The sequence below is a fragment of the Pectobacterium brasiliense genome, assembly GCF_016950255.1.
Lineage (GTDB): Bacteria > Pseudomonadota > Gammaproteobacteria > Enterobacterales > Enterobacteriaceae > Pectobacterium > Pectobacterium brasiliense.
The window spans coordinates 1,104,691-1,123,676 of record NZ_JACGFN010000001.1 but is presented as its reverse complement, the minus strand read 5'-3'; the positions used below and the strand labels follow the sequence as shown (position 1 = coordinate 1,123,676).

The following is an 18,986-nucleotide window of genomic DNA, read 5'->3' as shown; positions in this document are numbered from 1 at the left end:
CTTAAGACTGACAGGTAATCAGTTATCCACGTAGGGGAGAGGTGATTATGTACACGAACATTCTGGTGCCAGTAGATATAGAAGAAGATGAACTCACCAAACACGCGCTTACGCATGCAGTCAGGTTGGCCAAAATGTCGGGTGCCGCAATCCACCTCTTTCATTCCCTCCCAGATGCGTCGGCGTTTTTGTCTGCTTATTCTTTTGGCATAAAAGAGCTGGAGAATGAGGCGGTGGTGAAAGCGAATGACAAGCTGAAATCACTGATGAAAACGATCGACCTTCCTGCCTCGCGTTTATCATGTAGCGTCAGTTTTGGCTCGGCCAGAGACGAAGTGTTAGCGCTGGCGGAAGAGATTAATGCAGATTTAATCGTCATCGGTTCGCGGCGACCGAATGTGAAAACCTATCTACTTGGTTCAAATGCCGCAGCAATCGTTCGCCATGCGAAAATGTCAGTCTTAGTTGTCCGCTAGTTTTTGCATAACGCTGCTGCCTCGTCTGAGATTGGTGACGGGGCAGCAATTCTACGGTGAGGCCGCTTTAAAAGATGGAGAACAGCAGGACAACGGGAAAGCTCAACGGCCAGGTTAGCCCAACTATCAACGAAGCAAAGAATCGGATGAGCAGGGATTTGTCTTTACTTAACAAGAACGTAACGATCAGGGAAATGACAAAGCCGATCATGTAGGTCAGTTTAATGAGTTCCCATGGGGAATGATGTGGCACGTTTGTTTCCTTTTATCCTCGCAGCACCTGCATTTTATGTTGTTAATATTTTACGATCAATTTTTTAACTCTTAATGGGTAGTTGGGTGACATTGTTCTGCTGCTCGTATCTTGTACTGCAGTTATTATCCTTTGGTTAAAATGAGACCCTTGGTATGAAAACAACGCTGGCTGTTGCGATGGTATGTGCTGTGGCTCTGCTTTCTATTTCTAGGCCTAGTATGGCGAAAATTGCCCGAATTTCTGATGAGCAGATCAAAGAACAGATCATTCAGGAGTCGATTTTGTCTTATTCTGGTCATTGCCCTTGCCCTTATAATTCAGCACGTAATGGCAGTAAGTGTGGTAAACGTAGCGCATGGAGTCGGGTAGGAGGATATTCGCCAATCTGTTACAAAGACGAAGTGACTCGGAAAATGATTGACGATTGGAGAATGAAAAACGGAAATAGATCGTATTCGGCAGGGAAATAAAAATAGCGAAATAATAATCTCTTTGCTAATAGTCTGATTAAGCTGTTTCTGTGACAGAAATATTAAATTTTTATTTCAGTATGGACATTACTTGCTGGCTGTCATAGCTTACTATTTTACCCCATGAGAAAGGTAATAAAATGAGTGAGATATCTAGTTTGTCTCTGAAGATTTCCCCAGAGCTGAAAGAAAAAATCAAAGCGGCTGCCCTGGAAAACGAAGTATCTATCAGTGCAGAAGTCAGCGCCCGATTACTGAGAAGCTTTGATGAAAGCCACCAGACCTCTGAGTTGTCTCCTGAATTAGTGGACAGTCAGGGTACAGAAGAAGTCGGAACAGAAGCGCCGTTGACGCAGAAAGAGCTAAAGAAAGTTCGGGAATTGCTGAAAGGTAAATCCAAAGCGGCTTCCAAGAAAAAGTAATACTGAAATGTGACGTTGAATCTCTGATTGATTCAAGAAGTAAATAATAAAATTAAATCACCCAGAGGTCTTGATAAAAAGACCTCTGGGTGCGTTTCTTTGCTCAAAGTACCTAGCCTGTAATGCTGCTAGTATAGAAAGTGAGAATCACATACTATTGCACCTTATTCGTCTAATCCCATATATACCCACTCTCCTCGATCGCCATAATATAAACTCAGGTTGTGTTTATTTAATTTTATAATGAATTGTTACCTTTTGTTTTTGAGTTTATTGTTACATCCTAAATGCAATATTTATCCTCCCTGGAAAAACATATCTTATAAATAGATAGATTATAAAAAAATGATCGATTTAATAGATATTAATGCCATAAGTTAGAAAATATAAAGATTATCTACAAAAGGCCGATACCACCTTCGGCGCAAGGGAGACGTGTTCTGGTTTTTTATTCACCCTTATCGCTGCTATTTAACCCTAATTTTAGTGGAGTTAATGCTCCTGGGTTTTATCGATCATATGGGAATGTAAAAAATCAGCTATGGACGAGAGCGTGCGGTGAAAGATGAGGGATAAAGGATGACGTGTTTTCCACTGCCAGTATGTGCAGATGTCTTGTACCGAGCGCTTTATCTGGCTAGACCCATTCGACCGCGCTGTGATGGATGTGGTTTGGTGAGCATGTCTATCTACATATTGTTTATGTTTCTCATCAGGGCATATAAATAATCTGTCCCGAGATATGTATCTTTTGTTATGAAAAAGAGTATTGGAGCTATCTGTATTTATTAAATAAATATTAATTTTTTAATTATATGTTTTTATACAGATAGAGAAAATTAATTAAGGAGATGTTAATGAGTTTGTCCAACTGGCGTATAGGATATCGATTAGGGGCGGGATTTTCTTTTTTGGTATTAATGCTTTTAGTAATTGGTAGTGTGGCAATTTCAAAGCTAAGTAACTTTCACGAAAAAATGGATGAGATTGTTTCGCAAAATTACCCACTCACCGTCAAAAGTAACAAGCTCATTGATGAGTTGAACGGTTACCTCAATAATCAGCAGCTATTGTTATTACTCAAATCAGAAAATGAAATCAATAAACAGCTGGCGCTGAACAAAGAGCGTTCAGGGAAAATATCTGAACTCATGGAGTATCTGAACCAATCGGTAAGCGACGATAAATCTGTTGCAGTACTACGTGATATTAGCGATATTCGCCGTGATTTCCTTGGTTCAGCGAACAAACTCTCTGCACTGGTCTCAGCAGGTAATGCCGACGCCGCTGCCGAAGAGTACTTCAACGTAACGCGTGTTACTCAGGCGAAATACACCAGCAAAGTCAACGAGTTTATCGATATACAAGATGATAAGATGTCATCCTCAGCGCAAGAAGTGGGTGATAGTTATAAAAATGCGCTGATGGTCCTCGCTACGATCATTATCATCAGTGCGCTGGCTGGATTAATTATTGCTTCATTGATTACCCGCAGCGTAACTCAGCCGATACAGGAAGCTCTGGGCGTTGCCGAAAATGTCGCGAAAGGCGATCTGACCTCTGAAATTTATACCGAGCGTAAAGATGAAACCGGTCAGCTGTTATCCGCCTTGAATAATATGAACAGCAGCTTAAGGCAGATTGTCAGCCAGGTGCGCGATGGGGCAGAAACGATCTCCAGTGCCGCATCGCAAATTGCTGCGGGGAACCAGGATTTATCTGCCCGAACCGAAGAACAGGCAAGCTCGCTGGAAGAAACGGCGTCATCGATGGAACAATTGACGTCGACGATAAGAAATACTGCCGATAATACGACGCAGGCGACAGACCTTGCGGCTAGCGCGTCTGAAACCGTGAAAAAAAGCGGTGCCATGATGGAAACGGTAACGCAGGAAATGCGTGGTATTCGTGATTCATCACAGCGGATGGCAGAAATTATCGGTGTGATTGATGGCATTGCATTTCAAACTAACATTTTGGCGCTGAATGCGGCCGTTGAAGCGGCGCGAGCGGGTGAACAGGGTAGAGGGTTTGCCGTTGTTGCCAGTGAGGTGCGTGCGCTGGCTCAGCGAAGCGCTACGGCGGCAAAAGAAATCAAAGAGCTTATCGATGACTCGTTCAAGAAAGTGCAGGACGGCATGGGGCTGGTAGAAGAAACCGGCGTCACGATGAATTCGCTGGTGGCGAATGTGCAGGGCGTAACGGGACTCATCAGCGAAATTGCGCAGGCCAGCCGTGAGCAAAGTGATGGAATCAACCAGATCAACCTGGCCGTTGGGCAGATTGATACGACGACCCAGCAAAATGCCGCGTTGGTTGAAGAATCTGCTGCCGCTGCGCTCTCTTTGCAGGATCAAGCCAATAGCCTCGCGCGTACGGTCAGCGTATTCAATCTTGGTGCTTCGTACAAAAGTGCGGCATTAAATAGAAAAGCAGAAACGCCCGCGCTGGCTGCACCTAAAAATGGTCGTACAGAAAAAACAGCAGCCAAAGGTGAGTTAGCGGATTGGACCACGTTCTAACGTTTTGTCGTTAAACGGTATTGCTGATTGACCGCCATTGTGTGCACTCGTTGTGTAACACAATGGCGATTTTTTATTGCCGCGTCGGACAATGATGACAGGACGGAAATCAGCTTTTAGCGATAGTTTGCTTAGGATGATTCATATACCACCGAACAACGTCAATGAGCAGGAAGATGAGCAGGCTGATCCCCATGACGGGCAAACTCACTGCCAGCAGCAGCGTAATAAGCGCAATCAACACACGCTGCAAGACAGGAACCCTTAACAATGCCGCCGTCAGCGTGTTGACCGGATTAGCGTCATGGCGAGATTTTGGACGACGTATCCACCACATCCGATAACCCCACACAATCATCGTACAGAGCCCAAGACCAAATCCCGCGAGGATGAGTTGGTTTGGCAAACCGAATAACACGCCCATATGTGCATCCACTCCCCAGCGGGTGAGCTTGGCGGCAAGCGGGAAGGTGTTGAAATCAGTTTTGTCGATAATCTCCAGCGTATCTGGGTTAACCGATACGGCATCAACCTGCGTTGGCCAGGAACGATCGATTTCACTGACGGTCCAGGCACGGTGCGGCTTGGTGGCAGGGCGGATTTCGATTTTATTGGCATCAATTCCAGCATCGCGTGCGGCAGCCAGCACCTCATCAAATAACGCGGGTGAAGCGGCTTCGACATCCTCCATTGGCATCGACGCATGGTGCTCTGCATGTTCATCTGTAGTCATCGCCATATCGTGACCGTGCATCATGTCGTGATGAGACATCGGTGTGGGCAACTGCGTGTTCACCGATGGGGTCTGCCATCCTAGTGCGGTACGTGCGACAGAAATATTGCTTCCCGCCCATTGCGACCAGGTTAACCCTGTTACGGAGAAAAAGAGCAAACCAAGCACCAGCGTCAGCCCCATTGTGGCGTGCCAGTGGCGCAGACGCTGCGTCTTGGCTGTTGTCGTCTGGCTATTCTTCAATTTCCGTCGTTTGGTCGCTGACGACAGATGTCGAGTTGACCACCAGATAACAATGCCGCCCAGTGCTGCAACCCACAGCCAGGATGCTGCCAGCTCGCTGTAATTACGCCCGACATCGCCTAACAGCAGCCCGCGGTGCAGGTAATCAAGCCAGGTACGGAATGGCAGAATGCCGCTGGTGCCGTAAACAATCTCACTGCCGCGATTTTCCAGCGAAACCGGATCGATGAAAACGGCGCGGCTTTCCGATGGCCCCAATTCCGGCAAGGCAAACATGACGCGGGTGGTTTCTCCGGCTACCGGTGCAGGGCGGATCGCAAGCAGTTTTGCATCCTGACGGTGAGCGAGCCCCGCCTGTGCCGCATGGATTTGCTCAGACAGAGAATGTGGCGTGCCCTGACTCTCGGTAAAAAGCTGGTGTGAATACAGTCGGTTTTCAATCTGCGGCGTCAGGACATACAGCGTCCCTGTCAGAGCGGCGACAAAAATAAAAGGACCGACAAAAATACCGATATAAAAATGAAGTCGGATGAACAGGGCAACGATCGCAGCACGTGGCGATACGTTATCCATCGCGTGTTTATCCGACGCCGTTTCTCCGGCTGGGCGTGAAACGGAGGCGGCAGCAGTGGCTGATGCCTGATTAGGGTGTGACATAGACCCCTCTGAAATCACTTAGCAAAAAAATGATCAAACGCCACACCTGAAAGGATATAGCGCGATGCGTTATAAATGCACATGAGCATGATGATGCGTGATTCAGAAAGGCGGAGCGCGGACTACAGGAGAAGCATAACGCTCAGGAAGGACAATTCGGGAAATAAAATGAATAACCAGCGCTTCCGATAAAGACGCGCTCAGTATGGGATTGGGAGTGCCTGTTGCGAACAGCGCTGGCGTATACGAAAAGAGTACGCAGTAACCGCAAGCAGCATGGTCCATCATCATGGATGGCGATGAGGGAGAATGGTGTGATTGCGTCGCGTGATGCCCGGACATCTGATGTCCGGTATGATTATGGTGCGGTTCGGCTATACTGCCGCTGTGGCTGGTGGACGCGGTTGTATCATGCGCGTCGGCCGTATGTGCAGTAGCACTAGTATGTACCGTCGAGCTATGCGTGTTTGTACCATTTTCATGAGCATGGGCCCCATGAAGCACCAGTGTTTGTGAAATCACTGGGGCAATGAAGATGGTCAAAATAGCGAAGATGCCGACCCAGGCTGGGAAACTTCGCCGTCGTAGTGCGGACAAAAGCATAGCAGTCTTAATTCAACAATACCGGGTTCAGCCAAGGAGTGTACTTTACTTGTCCCCGCATTGTTACACAAATGTTTATACCCGACATACTGCTAGTGACATGTGAAGTGCTGTTGCTATCCGTTCTGATTTCTATCAATGACACGTCAGGAAATTGCACGGGCGTAAACGGAATAATCCTACGCCCGCGCAGGGCGATATTCGCTATAGTCCGTGGCTGTTTTCCATTTTGACAACCCGGTTTATCATGCTTTAGCGTTCTCGTTGTTTAAACGCTGACCTATTATGATGAACAATATCTTTATCAAGTTGTCGGAAAGCTAACTTATCCATTAATATGGATTTTAGTTGATTGAAGCACACGAACAGGGGGAGCTGTGCTGGATAATAAATTTGGGTTTAAACAGCGGGTTGCTAGCCTTCGCTGGCTGTCCGCCGCCGTTATGCTGTCAGTGAGCGCAGTGCCAGCTTGGGCATTCTCTATTGATGATGTGGCACAGCAGGCCGAAAAGCTGGCTGAAAAGAGTTTTGAAGCGCCGAAAAGTAATCTTCCTGCGCAATTCCGTGATATGAAATTTGCGGACTATCAGCAAATTCGTTTCAATAACGACAAATCATACTGGAATAATGTACAGACGCCTTTCAAACTCCAGTTTTACCATCAGGGCATGTATTTCGATACCCCGGTGAAAATTAATGAAGTGACGGCGACAACGGTTGATGAGATTAAATACTCTCCTGAGTATTTTGATTTTGGTTCCGTCAATCACGATCCTGAAACGGTTAAAAATCTCGGCTTTGCCGGTTTTAAAGTTCTCTATCCGATCAATAAAGCTGATAAGAACGATGAAATTGTCAGCATGCTGGGTGCCAGCTATTTCCGTGTGGTAGGTAAAGGCCAGATTTATGGCTTATCTGCGCGTGGTTTGGCGATCGATACGGCGTTGCCTTCTGGTGAAGAATTCCCGCGTTTCCGTGAATTCTGGATTGAACGTCCAAAACCAAATGATAAACACCTGGTGATTTATGCGCTGTTGGATTCGCCACGTGCCGCAGGGGCTTACCGTTTTACCGTTTATCCGGGGCGTGACAGCGTCGTAGACGTTCAGGCTAAAGTGTTCATGCGTGACAAAGTGGGCAAGCTGGGTATCGCTCCGCTGACCAGTATGTATCTGTTTGGGCCGAACCAGCCGTCGCCAACGCTGAACTACCGTCCGGCACTGAACGATTCTAACGGTCTGTCAATTCATGCTGGTAATGGCGAATGGATTTGGCGTCCGCTGAATAATCCTAAGCACCTGTCCGTGAGCACGTATGCGGTAGAAAATCCGAAAGGGTTTGGTCTGCTGCAGCGTGGCCGTGATTTCGCCGCTTACGAAGATCTTGATGACCGTTACGATCTGCGTCCAAGTGGCTGGGTTGAGCCAAAAGGCGAGTGGGGCAAAGGAAAAGTTGAGCTGGTTGAAATCCCTACCGCGGATGAAACCAACGACAATATCGTTGCCTTCTGGACACCGGACGTGTTGCCAGAAACGGGCAAACCGCTGGATATTAAATATCGTCTGCACTTCACGCGCGACGAAGATCAACTGCATTCCCCGAACATTGCCTATGTTCAACAGACTCGCCGCTCTGCCGGTGATGTTAAACAATCTAACCTGATCCGCCAGCCTGACGGCACGATCGCTTACATTGTGGATTTTGTTGGACCGAATTTAAAAGAGTTGGATGAGAACGCTCCAGTAGCCTCTCAGGTCAGCATTGGCGACAACGGCGAGATTGTAGAAAATAATGTTCGCTATAACCCGGTAACTCATGGTTGGCGTCTGACGCTGCGTTTGCGTGTGAAAGATGCGAAACAGCCGACCGAAATGAGAGCTGCGTTGGTTAATGGCGAGACGACATTGACTGAAACCTGGAGCAATCAGCTGCCTGCTAATGAATAAGTCAACTTCTTCTCTCGATTATATTGAGAAACTACCTCTGCCTGCTCCGCAGGCAGAGGTTCTTCGCGAAAAATTACCGCAAGCGGCCTGGAACGATCAGGCCGTTTTGCATCAGGCTTTGTCTGAAGGTAGCCAGTCTGAAGGCAGCCAGGTCAATGTTCAGGCAGAAGACGATGCTGCGCTGCATTCTGTGCAGGCTCGTCTTGAAATGGCCTGGGCTGATGGTCTGGACAACGGTAAGCAGCTCGGCACAGACAGGGAAGGGCGGACGGCGTTAAAAGCTATGCCTGTTATTACCCGCGCTTCGATGTTCCCTGATGTCTGGCGGACGAATCCACTGATCCGCTGGTGGGAAAGTCTGTTGGGCCGTACCGTGCCGCCTCGTCCTCATTACAGCCCGGAAGAGAAAATTTCCGAAAACCGCTGGCGTCTGGTGGGGACAATCCGCCGCTATATTCTGCTGGTGTTGACGTTGTTCCAGACGGCGATCGCCACCTGGTACATGAAAACCATCCTTCCTTATCAGGGCTGGGCGCTGATCGATCCGTTTGAAATGGCGGGTCAGCCGTGGACGCGCTCGGTGATGCAGTTGCTGCCTTATGTGTTGCAAAGCGGCATACTCGTTCTGTTCGCGGTGCTGTTCTGTTGGGTGTCGGCCGGATTCTGGACCGCACTGATGGGATTCCTGCAACTGCTGATTGGTCGAGATAAATACAGTATCTCTTCCACGACAGTGGGTGACGAGGCGCTGAATCCCGAGCATCGCACTGCGTTAATCATGCCGATTTGTAATGAAGACGTAGAACGGGTGTTTGCGGGATTACGTGCGACGTATGAATCAGTTGAAGCGACGGGCAACCTTGAGCATTTTGATATTTACGTCCTGAGCGACAGTAACGATCCCGATATCTGCGTAGCAGAGCAAAAAGCCTGGATGGAGCTGTGTCGTGATGTTGGTGGAGCAGGGCGTATCTTCTATCGTCGCCGTCGCCGTCGCGTCAAACGTAAGAGCGGTAATATCGATGATTTCTGCCGCCGTTGGGGTAACCAGTACAGCTACATGGTGATTCTGGATGCCGATAGCGTGATGAGCGGTGAATGTCTGACGTCTCTGGTCAGACTGATGGAAGCAAATCCGAACGCTGGTATCATCCAGTCCTCGCCGAAAGCATCGGGTATGGATACGCTATATGCACGCTGCCAGCAGTTTGCAACGCGTGTCTATGGGCCGCTGTTCACCGCGGGCCTGCATTTTTGGCAACTGGGTGAGTCGCACTACTGGGGACATAACGCCATTATCCGCGTTAAACCGTTCATTGAGCACTGTGCTTTGGCACCGCTGCCGGGTGAAGGTTCGTTCGCTGGTGCGATTCTGTCTCACGACTTCGTTGAAGCTGCGCTGATGCGTCGTGCGGGATGGGGCGTATGGATTGCATACGACCTACCGGGAAGCTATGAAGAGCTACCGCCTAACCTGTTGGATGAACTGAAACGTGACCGTCGCTGGTGCCATGGTAACCTGATGAATTTCCGGTTATTCCTGGTTAAAGGTATGCATCCGGTTCACCGTGCCGTTTTCCTTACCGGTGTGATGTCTTATCTGTCTGCACCGCTGTGGTTTATGTTCCTGGTGCTCTCTACAGCCTTACAGGTTGTACATACGCTGATGGAACCACAGTACTTCTTGCAGCCTCGGCAGCTGTTCCCCGTCTGGCCACAGTGGCGGCCGGAACTGGCTATCGCGCTCTTCTCGACGACATTGGTCTTGCTGTTCTTGCCAAAACTGTTGAGTGTGATTCTAGTGTGGGCGAAAGGGGCAAAAGAGTACGGCGGCGCTGTCCGGGTATTCCTTTCTCTGCTGCTGGAAATGCTGTTCTCGGTTCTGCTGGCTCCGGTTCGAATGCTGTTCCACACGGTATTTGTTGTCAGTGCGTTTCTCGGCTGGTCGGTACAGTGGAATTCTCCACAGCGTGACGACGATGCGACCCCGTGGAGTGAGGCGTTTGTGCGCCACGGTTCTCAGTTGATTCTGGGTCTGGTCTGGGCGATTGGCATGGCATGGTTGGATCTACGCTTCCTGTGGTGGCTGGCTCCGATTGTCTTCTCGCTGATTTTGTCGCCGTTCGTTTCGGTTTATTCGAGCCGCGCGTCATTGGGTCTGGGTTGTAAGCGTGCCAAGCTGTTGATGATACCGGAAGAGTTTAATCCGCCGCGCGAACTGGTCGCTACGGATGAATATTGCCGGTTGAACCACCAGCGTAGACTCGATAACGGGTTTATGCAGGCTGTCTTTGATCCGTCAATTAACGCCCTTGCCAGTGCAATGGCGACGGCGCGACATCGCTTCAGCCGAGCGATTGAAGACGTACGTGAGCAGAATGTGCATGATGCCTTGAATCGCAAGCCTGAAGAGGTGAGCAATAATCAGCGTCTGGCATTGCTTAGCGATCCTGTGACGATCTCGCGCCTGCACTACCATGTGTGGCAAAAGCCGGAAACGTATGCTGCGTGGGTTGAGTCTTACCAGAAACTTCCTGCACCTCATATCAAAAGCTAACTGCTTGTAGTGTAGAAAATGAGTGGTGTGAAAGATAAAGCAACGGCAATCAATGCCGTTGCTTTTTTTTCGACTGTCATAAGGTGTCGCAGCTCCGAAACTACAGGAGTGCATTCGTTAATAAAGGGACGGTTCGCCTTCCGGGCGTGTTTTAAAACGGCGATGCAGCCACATGTATTGATCCAGTGCGAGCAGAATGTTCCGTTCAACCACGTTGTTCATCCAAACGGCAGTCGCCGTTTCATTATCTACAGGTGCATCCTGTTCCGCTGGCTGGATCAGTAGTTCATAGCCTTTGCCGTCAGGCAGTCGGCGAGGCACGAAAGGGATGACTGCTGGGCGTGCCGTTTTTATCAGCATGTAACTGCCGCGGGTTGTCGCTGCTTTCTCTACGGCAAACAGAGGTGCGAATACGCTGCTGCGTGGGCCATAATCATGATCTGGGGCATACCAGATAATGTCGCCCTGTTTGAGAGCGCGAATCATGCCCTTCAGATCTTTTCGGTCCAGCATGGATTTATTGGACCGCATTCTTCCCCACGTCTGTAACCAGTCAATCAGCTTGTTATCATTCGGACGATAGACGCCGATCCCCGGATTGTACATGCCAAAAACTCGCGCACCGAGTTCCAATGTTAAAAAATGCAGCCCGATAAGCAGTACCCCTTGCTTCCGTTCGTTCTCAGGAAGGATGTGTTCAACGCCTGTCACCGTAAACCAGCGCTCGATACGCCAATTCGGCCAAAACCAGGCCATGCCTGTTTCAACTACGCCCATGCCGACAGATTCGAAATTCTTCCTGACTAATCCATCACGCTCAGCCTGTGGCATGTCGGGGAAACACAGTTCAAGGTTGCGGGCAGCGATCTTGACGCGCTTTGGCAGCAGACGCATAGCCAGATAGCCGAGTGCGGTACCGATACGATAAATAACGGGGTAGGGAAGCAAAACGATAAGGTACAGGATGCCGATGCCCAACCAGGTGAGCCAGTAGCGCGGATGTAGCAATGAACTATTAAAAGAAGGGATTTGTGTCATGGCCTCAATATCAATGTTTTGGTGCTGGTCAGCACGCGAACCGTTAAAAAAAGAGTTAATGGTCAACTGCAAGATAGATTATTGCGGTGCTTTGCCAATAAAACAAATTACCGTTGTGTTATTGACTGATTTTTATACAAAAAGCGGACTTGATCGTACCATCTTCAGAGAATGAGTTTTAACTTTTGTTGGCATACCGCGTGGTGATAGGGGGAAGCGGCGACCCAGATAGGATCGCCTGACACATCGTATTCATCGTTACTGCTTGAAAATACCTCTGGCGTAGCGTGGTTCACTACGCCAGTACTGTGCAGGGGCGGAGACCTGTGCGCCGAGTCTGGCGGCTGCATGCCACGGCCAGCGAGGATCGAAGAGTATCGCACGAGCCAGCCCGATAGCGTCTGCCTCACCGGTCGCAACGATCGCTTCTGCCTGTTCGGGTTCGGTTATCAATCCAACGGCGATGGTCGTAATACCCACCTCTTGCTTAATCCGCTGCGCATAGGGCACCTGATAATTCGGCGCAGGATGAATCTGTTGTAACGGCGATAGCCCGCCGCTGGAGACATGGATGAAATCACAGCCCAATTCGTGCAGCGCTTTACTGAGCTGTACGGACTGTTCCAGATCCCAACCGCCTTCCACACCATCTGTTGCAGAAATACGTACGCCGACGGCTTTATGTTCAGGGAAAACGTCGCGTATCGCACGGTAAATTTCAATGACCAGACGCATCCGATTTTGAAGCGATCCGCCGTAGCCGTCCGTGCGCTGGTTTGTCAGCGGTGAGAGGAACTGGTGCAGTAAATAGCCGTGGGCAGCATGAATCTCTATCAGATCAAAGCCCAGACGATCCGCACGTTTAGCGGAGTCAACGAACGAGTCAATTAGCGCACGGATTTGCGGTTCTGACATGGCCTGAGGTGGCGCATCACTGGCATTATAAGGAACAGCCGATGGTGCAATAGTTTGCCAACCGCCCTGTTCCGGGCGCAGAAATGCTCGTCCGCTCCACGGCACGCCTGTTGATGCTTTGCGACCCGCGTGCCCCAGCTGTATGCCCAGAGGCATGGTAGAATAGGTTTTGACTGCGTGAACCGCACCAGCAAGAGCCTGCTCCGTCGCATCATCCCACAAACCCAGGTCGTGCGGGGAAATCCGCCCTTCTGGTGAGACTGCGGTCGCCTCAATAATGAGTAGCCCAGCGCCAGAATGTGACAGGTTACCTAAATGCATGGTATGCCAGGCTGTCGCCTTGCCATCCTCCGCTGAATACTGACACATGGGGGCAATGATGATTCGGTTGGGCAGTTCGAGTTTACCCAGCGATACTGGGGAGAAAAGCTGACTCATAATGACAGATCCTTCGATGATGATACTTCATGAAAGAGAAAATGAATCCCAGAGGTCATGGGGTTACGGTAGATCACTCTTTCTCGTTGCGCTATTCATTTCATGCCCTGACAGCCTCAGCGCTATCAGGTATGATGCCGGGCGATTCAGTATGTCGAGCCATCGCTCGATGATGAATGTCACACGCTAACCTCAATGAAGACAGGAACGTACACCATGCCAGTGTTACATAACCGAATTTCTAATGAGGAACTGAAGGCGCGTATGCTTGCGGAAACCGAGCCGCGTACCACAGTTTCTTTCTATAAATATTTTACGATTGACGATCCAAAAGCCTTTCGCGATCGTCTGTATATTCAGCTTGAGCAATATAAGGTCTTCGGACGCATTTATATTGCCACTGAAGGAATTAATGCCCAAATCAGCGTACCTAATAATCAGTTCGATGCTTTTAAAACCGCATTGTTCAGTGCACATCCGGCACTCGATCAGATTCGCTTAAACATCGCTTTGGAAGATGACGGGAAATCGTTCTGGGTGTTGCGTATGAAAGTACGCGAACGGATTGTCGCCGATGGGATTGACGATCAGACATTCAACCCAGCGAATGTCGGGCAATACCTGAAAGCCGATCAGGTCAATGCGATGGCTGACGATCCTGATACCGTGTTTGTCGATATGCGTAATCATTACGAATATGAAGTCGGGCATTTCGAGAATGCGCTGGAAGTGCCTTCGGATACCTTTCGTGAGCAGCTACCGATGGCGGTTGAAATGCTGGACGAGGCGCGTGATAAAAATATTGTCATGTACTGCACGGGCGGTATTCGCTGCGAAAAGGCCAGTGCCTACATGCTGCATCACGGCTTTAAGAACGTGTATCACGTCGAGGGCGGTATTATTGAGTATACGCGTCAGGCTAAAGCCCAAGGCTTGCCGCTGAAGTTTATCGGTAAGAATTTCGTGTTCGATGAACGGATGGGAGAGCGTATCTCTGATGACGTCATCGCGCATTGCCATCAGTGCGGAGCGTCGTGTGATAGCCACACTAACTGCCGTAATGAAGGGTGCCATCTTCTGTTTATCCAATGTCCGAGCTGTGCCGCAAAATACGAAGGCTGTTGCAGTACGCAGTGTCAGGACGAGATGAAGCTTCCGCTGGAAGAACAAAGGGCGATACGCAGCGGGCGTGAGAATGGAATGAAGATCTTCAATAAATCCAAAGGATTATTGCAGTCAACGTTGCATATTCCTGCCCCTGCCCCTGCCCCTGCAGCGAAAGATAAGGCTGAATAGCGAACGGCTTATCGTGCAATAAAAAGCCCTTTCCAACGGAAAGGGCTGTGTCGTGTTGATGCGTGGTGCTGCTTTATTTCTGGCGAACGCCTTCAACGGCAATAATCAGTTCTACATCCTGTGAAGCTGGACCTAAATCGGTCGTAATGTTGAAATCTTTCAGCTTGATAGTGCCTTCGGCTTGGAATCCAGCACGATAGTTACCCCACGGGTCATCACCCTGACCAATGAGTTTGGCATCCAGCTTAACGGGCTTAGTGACGCCATTTAAGGTCAGGTTGCCAGTAATATCGTAATCTTCACCGTCTTTCTTCACTTCAGTGGACGTAAACGTTGCTTGCGGATGCTTGGTAACGTTTAAAAATTCTGCACTGCGAAGGTGCTTGTCACGTTCAGCGTGGTTAGTGTCAACGCTGTTGGTGTTGATAGTGACATTCACTTTATCCGCTGATGGGTTTTTCTCATCAAAGGTAAAGGCACCATCGAAGTCGTTAAAGCTGCCGTAAAGCCAGCTGTAACCGAGGTGTTTAATGCGGAATTCGATAAACGCGTGCTGGCCTTCTTTATCGAACTTGTATTCTGCCGCCAGTGCAGAACCGGCAGAGGCAAGCATGGATACTGCGGTCAGGCTCAGTAGTGTTTTCTTCAGCATTGGTATTTCTCCATAAATCCAGAAAGTTAAGGAACGTTGCGACCCAACATCCGTTTCAACGTGTTATCACCATCGATAAAGTGGTGTTTTAATGCGGCTAAACCGTGCAGCGCTGATAAGGCAACCACCGCCCATGCAAGATAAAGATGCACGTCGCCTGCTATATCGGCCTGATCCGTCAAGCCGCTGACAATGGCCGGAACAGAAAACCAGCCAAAAACTGAAATGGAATGCCCTTCGGCAGTGGAAATGAGATATCCACTAATGAGAATGGCGAAAAGAATGACATAAAGCGCAATATGAGCCAGCGTCGCGCTGACGCGGGTTAATGTGGAGTAGCTTTTCAACGGCGGAGGCGGTGGGGAGATAAAACGCCACACCACGCGAAAGATTAAGATGGCAAAGAACAACACGCCAATAGCTTTGTGAATCTCTGGGGCACGGTGATACCAAATATTGTAGTACCCTAATGTGACCATCCACAGCCCTAAAGCGAACATGCCATAAACGGTTAACGCTGCAATCCAGTGCAAAAGAATGCTGATATGGCCATAACGAGAAGAGGTATTACGCCAAAGCATGGTGATAACTCCTTATCAGATCGGTAACGCAGTCAATTCGGCGAAATTTAACAGGAAGAAACATAAAATCAATATAAACTTTCAAATTGTAACATTATCATAAACATGAACAATTTTTTTGAATTTAAATTCATAATTTATTCAGTTTGGTTATGGAAGTTCTTTACTGGAAATAGATATTTCTAATGCCTGTTTTCAGGAGAAAGATGAATAAAGACGGCAGTGAGATAAATTAATTGCACTGGAAAACGACTCTATTAGGTGAATAATGATATAGCGGGTGATTATTAGTATCAGGGCGGTGATAGTATAAAAACAGATAGGCACGAATGAATGTATTGACTGATATAAAAAGAAATGAGAATAGCCCTAAAATAACAACACCGCTTTATTAGCGGTGTTGTTATTTTTTAAGAAAATCAATGGTATTGAATATAATATTAATAACGTTATCAATTACTAATGTTTTCGATAATCACTGGCGTCACAGTCTGTTGATTCGATTTTTGCAATACCGGCTTCGAGTATGTGTATCAACTGCCGTGCAACATCGGTCGTTAGCCAAAGTGTCCGGTCTACATGTGCTTCATCTGGTGCTTGATCCGAGGTGGATAAATAGTGTAAACGGATCATCATGGCATCATAACTGTCAACGGTGCTGATGTCCCAACCTACAAGAGGATGTGTCTGAATAACTTCATTTTTTCTATCCATAAATACCCCTTATTGACTAGTTACTAACATGAGTGACTAACGAGGCTTCAGGTGGATCATTATTTTTAAACGAGCATTATCAGTATACTGCTGCTTATTTAATTTATGGGAAATATTTTCAGTTTTTCGTAAAAAATATTACACAGACGGTATAGATAAAGGGGGGAGCGATGCATCGGATAAAATATCGGGACGAATAATCTTTCATCCCGAAGGTGTTGTTAGCAGGAGCGGCAGAACATTATTCCACGCCAGAGCCTGCATTTTTCTCCAATGCGGCAGCAAGCCTGGCAAGGTATTTCTTCATCGCTGGATCCCGATTCTCATTTTGAGATTCGAGTGCCAGATTGTGAACCATCAGCTTGTTTGCTTTCTCATCAAGGCAGAATGCCAACGATGAAAAGGCAAGTTCCAGAGCGTCGATCTTGCGTTGTTGCTCGCCAATCAGCTCCAGCAATTCCCCAAATGTCATTGCCTCTTCTGGTTTTTCTACCGTCATAACAGATACCCTCGGTCATAGCACATGGCGAAATGCCGCTTTAAGCTGCCATTACAGCCTATATCTTCGTTATTTTTCAAGCTTTAGATTACTCTGCGGTAAACCAGTCATCGGCGCTTTCCCACGTTTCCTGCAAGATTTCAGAGATACGATCTTTGTCCTCTTTGCCAGCTCCCATGACTGTCAGGTTATTTGCGGACGCATAACGCACCTGAATGGGCGTGTCGGGATAAATTTTGTGAATACGCTTTTCCAACTCATGCCTGAGTGCTTCGACTGCACCGGCGGGTAAAGGCGTTGTCTTTGCAAGAGTGATTTCTACGCGCATGCTGACCTCCAAAGTTTAAACTGTTTATTTATACAGTTATTGCAAGTGGAGAACAAGACGCGCAATAAAATTTAGCCCATCGGCACAATGCGGATGGGCTTGTCGGTTAACGGACTGACCAGTTGAGGCTTTGTCCGGCCAGGAAGGGGATTAGCGACTCGTCGCCGAGAGTGATTTCTTCAGGGAACGTGACGGTTTCACGATGAAGCTCAATCCAGCTGTTGTTCACCGGCAGGCCATAAAAACGCGGGCCATTCAGGGAGCAGAATGCTTCGAGTTTATCTAGCGCGTTCATTTCTTCAAAAACGGTGGCGTAGGTACTTAATGCAGCCTGAGCATTGAACACACCGGCACAGCCGCAGCTGGACTCTTTTCTGTGTTTTGCATGCGGCGCGGAGTCAGTGCCGAGGAAAAGCCGGTCACAGCCGCTAGTGACGGCTTCACGCAGTGCCTGCTGATGTGTATTGCGTTTCAAGATAGGCAGGCAATATAGGTGAGGGCGAACGCCACCAACCAGCATATGATTACGGTTAAACATCAGATGCTGCGGTGTAATGGTTGCGGCGAGATAATCATTACCTTCAACAACATACTGCGCGGCTTCTTTCGTCGTAATGTGCTCGAGAACGACTTTCAGCTCAGGGAACTGTTGGCGTAATGGTTCCAGCACCGTTTCGATGAAGCGTGCTTCTCGATCGAAAATATCGACGGCAGAGTCGGTCACTTCGCCGTGGATGAGTAACGGCATGCCAATCTTCTGCATTTGTTCCAGAATGCCAGAGATATTGGCGACGCTGGTGACCCCATGGCTGGAGTTTGTTGTGGCATTGGCTGGATAGAGCTTGGCTGCGGTAAAGACGCCTTGCTCAAAACCACTCACGACTTCGTTGACATCAAGCGCATCAGTTAGGTAGCACGTCATCAGCGGATGAAAATCATCACCCTGCGGGACCGCGGCTAAAATGCGCTCACGATACGCTATTGCGCTGGCTACGCTGGTAATCGGTGGCGTCAGGTTAGGCATAACAATCGCACGGCCAAAGAAACGACTGGTATAGGGGAGAACGGTTTCCAGCATCCGATCGTCACGCAGGTGAATGTGCCAATCGTCAGGGCGACGGATTTTAAGAATAGTGGGCTGTGCGGTCATGGAATTGCGCTCCGGCGGTCAGTAGAAAAACATCATCTTTCGGTCGGTTTTGGGACTGATACGGCGGGGGATAAGGATAAGCGCAAAGCTATTTGAATGCATCCGTTTGTTGATGAATGCTTGAAATTAACCGTGGATTGGCATCTGATAGCATTATCTTTTCATTGATAAATAAGGGATGTATATGGAAATTCGTATTGTCGCTACTATTCAGGCAAAAACAGAGTTCGTTGCAGACGTTACCGCAACGCTGAAACGCGTGGTGGCACCTAGCCGACAGGAAGTGGGTAATGTGCAGTATGATCTGCATGAAGTCGTGGATAAACCCGGTTCGTTTGTGTTTTTCGAACGCTGGAAAGATCGAGATGCGCTGGCATCACATGAGCAGAGCGATCACTTCAAAAATCTGCTGGCGGAGCTGGATGGCAAAACGGACAGTGTGGATATCAAGCTATTGAATCTTTTAGGCTAACAAAACGCTATTCATAAA

Annotated in this window: 19 protein-coding genes; 8 read left to right on the top strand and 11 right to left on the bottom strand. The window is 48.5% G+C overall.

Annotation, left to right across the window (positions count from 1 at the left end):
* Positions 1 to 47 precede the first annotated feature (47 nt).
* Entirely contained in the window at positions 48 to 476 is a 429-nt protein-coding gene (locus H4F65_RS05010) for a universal stress protein (protein ID WP_010276079.1), read from the top strand.
* 67 nt (positions 477 to 543) lie between these two features.
* On the opposite strand, the gene H4F65_RS05005 is transcribed toward H4F65_RS05010, so the two are convergent.
* On the bottom strand, positions 544 to 729 hold the full coding sequence (locus tag H4F65_RS05005; RefSeq protein ID WP_010276082.1) for a GhoT/OrtT family toxin: 186 nt from the start codon (positions 727 to 729) through the stop codon (positions 544 to 546).
* 155 nt (positions 730 to 884) lie between these two features.
* Here H4F65_RS05005 and H4F65_RS05000 point away from each other — a divergent pair, with 155 nt between their 5' ends.
* The 3 genes from H4F65_RS05000 (at position 885) to H4F65_RS04990 (ending at position 4,146) form a co-directional block, all read left to right on the top strand.
* On the top strand, positions 885 to 1,202 hold the full coding sequence (locus H4F65_RS05000) for a hypothetical protein (RefSeq protein ID WP_072014205.1): 318 nt from the start codon (positions 885 to 887) through the stop codon (positions 1,200 to 1,202).
* A 140-nt stretch (positions 1,203 to 1,342) separates the two neighbouring features.
* On the top strand, positions 1,343 to 1,624 hold the full coding sequence (locus tag H4F65_RS04995; RefSeq protein WP_010276086.1) for a hypothetical protein: 282 nt from the start codon (positions 1,343 to 1,345) through the stop codon (positions 1,622 to 1,624).
* An 857-nt stretch (positions 1,625 to 2,481) separates the two neighbouring features.
* Positions 2,482 to 4,146 (top strand): methyl-accepting chemotaxis protein, encoded by a 1,665-nt coding sequence (locus H4F65_RS04990; RefSeq protein WP_039319769.1) that lies wholly within the window; start codon positions 2,482 to 2,484, stop codon positions 4,144 to 4,146.
* Positions 4,147 to 4,255: 109 nt separating this feature from the next.
* Here the strand turns inward: H4F65_RS04990 and H4F65_RS04985 are convergent, their stop codons facing one another.
* Together H4F65_RS04985 and H4F65_RS04980 are read right to left on the bottom strand one after the other, a co-directional pair.
* Positions 4,256 to 5,779, bottom strand: a complete 1,524-nt coding sequence (locus tag H4F65_RS04985; protein ID WP_010276094.1) for a PepSY-associated TM helix domain-containing protein — start codon at positions 5,777 to 5,779, stop codon at positions 4,256 to 4,258.
* Between the two features lie 102 nt (positions 5,780 to 5,881).
* Positions 5,882 to 6,382 (bottom strand): DUF2946 domain-containing protein, encoded by a 501-nt coding sequence (locus H4F65_RS04980; protein WP_072013571.1) that lies wholly within the window; start codon positions 6,380 to 6,382, stop codon positions 5,882 to 5,884.
* Positions 6,383 to 6,825: 443 nt separating this feature from the next.
* Between H4F65_RS04980 and H4F65_RS04975 the strand changes: the two genes are divergently transcribed.
* Positions 6,826 to 8,328 carry a glucan biosynthesis protein G gene (locus H4F65_RS04975; RefSeq protein ID WP_085996918.1) on the top strand — a complete coding sequence of 501 codons (1,503 nt, stop codon included), beginning with the start codon at positions 6,826 to 6,828 and terminating at the stop codon, positions 8,326 to 8,328.
* Entirely contained in the window at positions 8,321 to 10,885 is a 2,565-nt protein-coding gene (gene mdoH / locus H4F65_RS04970; RefSeq protein WP_010276103.1) for a glucans biosynthesis glucosyltransferase MdoH, read from the top strand. Before H4F65_RS04975 ends, mdoH begins: the two co-directional genes overlap by 8 nt.
* A 117-nt stretch (positions 10,886 to 11,002) precedes the next feature.
* Here the strand turns inward: mdoH and H4F65_RS04965 are convergent, their stop codons facing one another.
* Both H4F65_RS04965 and H4F65_RS04960 read right to left on the bottom strand, forming a co-directional pair.
* Positions 11,003 to 11,923 carry a Kdo(2)-lipid IV(A) acyltransferase gene (locus tag H4F65_RS04965; protein ID WP_010276108.1) on the bottom strand — a complete coding sequence of 307 codons (921 nt, stop codon included), beginning with the start codon at positions 11,921 to 11,923 and terminating at the stop codon, positions 11,003 to 11,005.
* Positions 11,924 to 12,181: 258 nt separating this feature from the next.
* Entirely contained in the window at positions 12,182 to 13,276 is a 1,095-nt protein-coding gene (locus H4F65_RS04960; RefSeq protein ID WP_010276112.1) for an NADH:flavin oxidoreductase/NADH oxidase, read from the bottom strand.
* Between the two features lie 216 nt (positions 13,277 to 13,492).
* Here H4F65_RS04960 and trhO point away from each other — a divergent pair, with 216 nt between their 5' ends.
* Positions 13,493 to 14,572, top strand: coding sequence for an oxygen-dependent tRNA uridine(34) hydroxylase TrhO (gene trhO, locus H4F65_RS04955; RefSeq protein WP_010276116.1), 1,080 nt, complete (start codon positions 13,493 to 13,495; stop codon positions 14,570 to 14,572).
* Between the two features lie 73 nt (positions 14,573 to 14,645).
* Here the strand turns inward: trhO and H4F65_RS04950 are convergent, their stop codons facing one another.
* From H4F65_RS04950 to pyrC, 6 genes are all read right to left on the bottom strand, one after another.
* Positions 14,646 to 15,221, bottom strand: a complete 576-nt coding sequence (locus tag H4F65_RS04950) for a YceI family protein (protein WP_161503050.1) — start codon at positions 15,219 to 15,221, stop codon at positions 14,646 to 14,648.
* 29 nt (positions 15,222 to 15,250) lie between these two features.
* Positions 15,251 to 15,805, bottom strand: coding sequence for a cytochrome b (locus H4F65_RS04945; protein WP_010276123.1), 555 nt, complete (start codon positions 15,803 to 15,805; stop codon positions 15,251 to 15,253).
* A 459-nt stretch (positions 15,806 to 16,264) separates the two neighbouring features.
* Positions 16,265 to 16,519, bottom strand: a complete 255-nt coding sequence (gene bssS, locus H4F65_RS04940) for a biofilm formation regulator BssS (RefSeq protein ID WP_010276127.1) — start codon at positions 16,517 to 16,519, stop codon at positions 16,265 to 16,267.
* A 241-nt stretch (positions 16,520 to 16,760) separates the two neighbouring features.
* Entirely contained in the window at positions 16,761 to 17,018 is a 258-nt protein-coding gene (locus tag H4F65_RS04935) for a hypothetical protein (protein ID WP_010276130.1), read from the bottom strand.
* Positions 17,019 to 17,106: 88 nt separating this feature from the next.
* Complete coding sequence (gene dinI, locus H4F65_RS04930) at positions 17,107 to 17,346, bottom strand: DNA damage-inducible protein I (RefSeq protein ID WP_010276133.1); 240 nt, start codon at positions 17,344 to 17,346, stop codon at positions 17,107 to 17,109.
* A gap of 106 nt (positions 17,347 to 17,452) precedes the next feature.
* Positions 17,453 to 18,496: a dihydroorotase gene (gene pyrC / locus H4F65_RS04925; protein ID WP_010276136.1), complete on the bottom strand. Its 1,044-nt coding sequence runs from the start codon at positions 18,494 to 18,496 to the stop codon at positions 17,453 to 17,455.
* 184 nt (positions 18,497 to 18,680) lie between these two features.
* On the opposite strand from pyrC, the gene H4F65_RS04920 reads away from it, so the two are divergent.
* The gene (locus tag H4F65_RS04920; protein WP_010276140.1) at positions 18,681 to 18,968 is read left to right on the top strand and encodes a putative quinol monooxygenase; all 288 of its coding nucleotides are present in this window, start codon (positions 18,681 to 18,683) and stop codon (positions 18,966 to 18,968) included.
* Positions 18,969 to 18,986: the final 18 nt, after the last annotated feature.

Bases quoted from the DNA above. Each gene is read 5' to 3' on its own strand.
- H4F65_RS05010 (WP_010276079.1), top strand. From the start codon at position 48: ATGTACACGAACATTCTGGTGCCAGTAGATATAGAAGAAGATGAACTC.
- H4F65_RS05000 (WP_072014205.1), top strand. From the start codon at position 885: ATGAAAACAACGCTGGCTGTTGCGATGGTATGTGCTGTGGCTCTGCTT.
- H4F65_RS04995 (WP_010276086.1), top strand. From the start codon at position 1,343: ATGAGTGAGATATCTAGTTTGTCTCTGAAGATTTCCCCAGAGCTGAAA.
- H4F65_RS04990 (WP_039319769.1), top strand. From the start codon at position 2,482: ATGAGTTTGTCCAACTGGCGTATAGGATATCGATTAGGGGCGGGATTT.
- H4F65_RS04985 (WP_010276094.1), bottom strand. From the start codon at position 5,779: ATGTCACACCCTAATCAGGCATCAGCCACTGCTGCCGCCTCCGTTTCA.
- H4F65_RS04980 (WP_072013571.1), bottom strand. From the start codon at position 6,382: ATGCTTTTGTCCGCACTACGACGGCGAAGTTTCCCAGCCTGGGTCGGC.
- H4F65_RS04975 (WP_085996918.1), top strand. From the start codon at position 6,826: ATGCTGTCAGTGAGCGCAGTGCCAGCTTGGGCATTCTCTATTGATGAT.
- mdoH (WP_010276103.1), top strand. From the start codon at position 8,321: ATGAATAAGTCAACTTCTTCTCTCGATTATATTGAGAAACTACCTCTG.
- H4F65_RS04965 (WP_010276108.1), bottom strand. From the start codon at position 11,923: ATGACACAAATCCCTTCTTTTAATAGTTCATTGCTACATCCGCGCTAC.
- H4F65_RS04960 (WP_010276112.1), bottom strand. From the start codon at position 13,276: ATGAGTCAGCTTTTCTCCCCAGTATCGCTGGGTAAACTCGAACTGCCC.
- trhO (WP_010276116.1), top strand. From the start codon at position 13,493: ATGCCAGTGTTACATAACCGAATTTCTAATGAGGAACTGAAGGCGCGT.
- H4F65_RS04945 (WP_010276123.1), bottom strand. From the start codon at position 15,805: ATGCTTTGGCGTAATACCTCTTCTCGTTATGGCCATATCAGCATTCTT.
- bssS (WP_010276127.1), bottom strand. From the start codon at position 16,519: ATGGATAGAAAAAATGAAGTTATTCAGACACATCCTCTTGTAGGTTGG.
- H4F65_RS04935 (WP_010276130.1), bottom strand. From the start codon at position 17,018: ATGACGGTAGAAAAACCAGAAGAGGCAATGACATTTGGGGAATTGCTG.
- dinI (WP_010276133.1), bottom strand. From the start codon at position 17,346: ATGCGCGTAGAAATCACTCTTGCAAAGACAACGCCTTTACCCGCCGGT.
- pyrC (WP_010276136.1), bottom strand. From the start codon at position 18,496: ATGACCGCACAGCCCACTATTCTTAAAATCCGTCGCCCTGACGATTGG.
- H4F65_RS04920 (WP_010276140.1), top strand. From the start codon at position 18,681: ATGGAAATTCGTATTGTCGCTACTATTCAGGCAAAAACAGAGTTCGTT.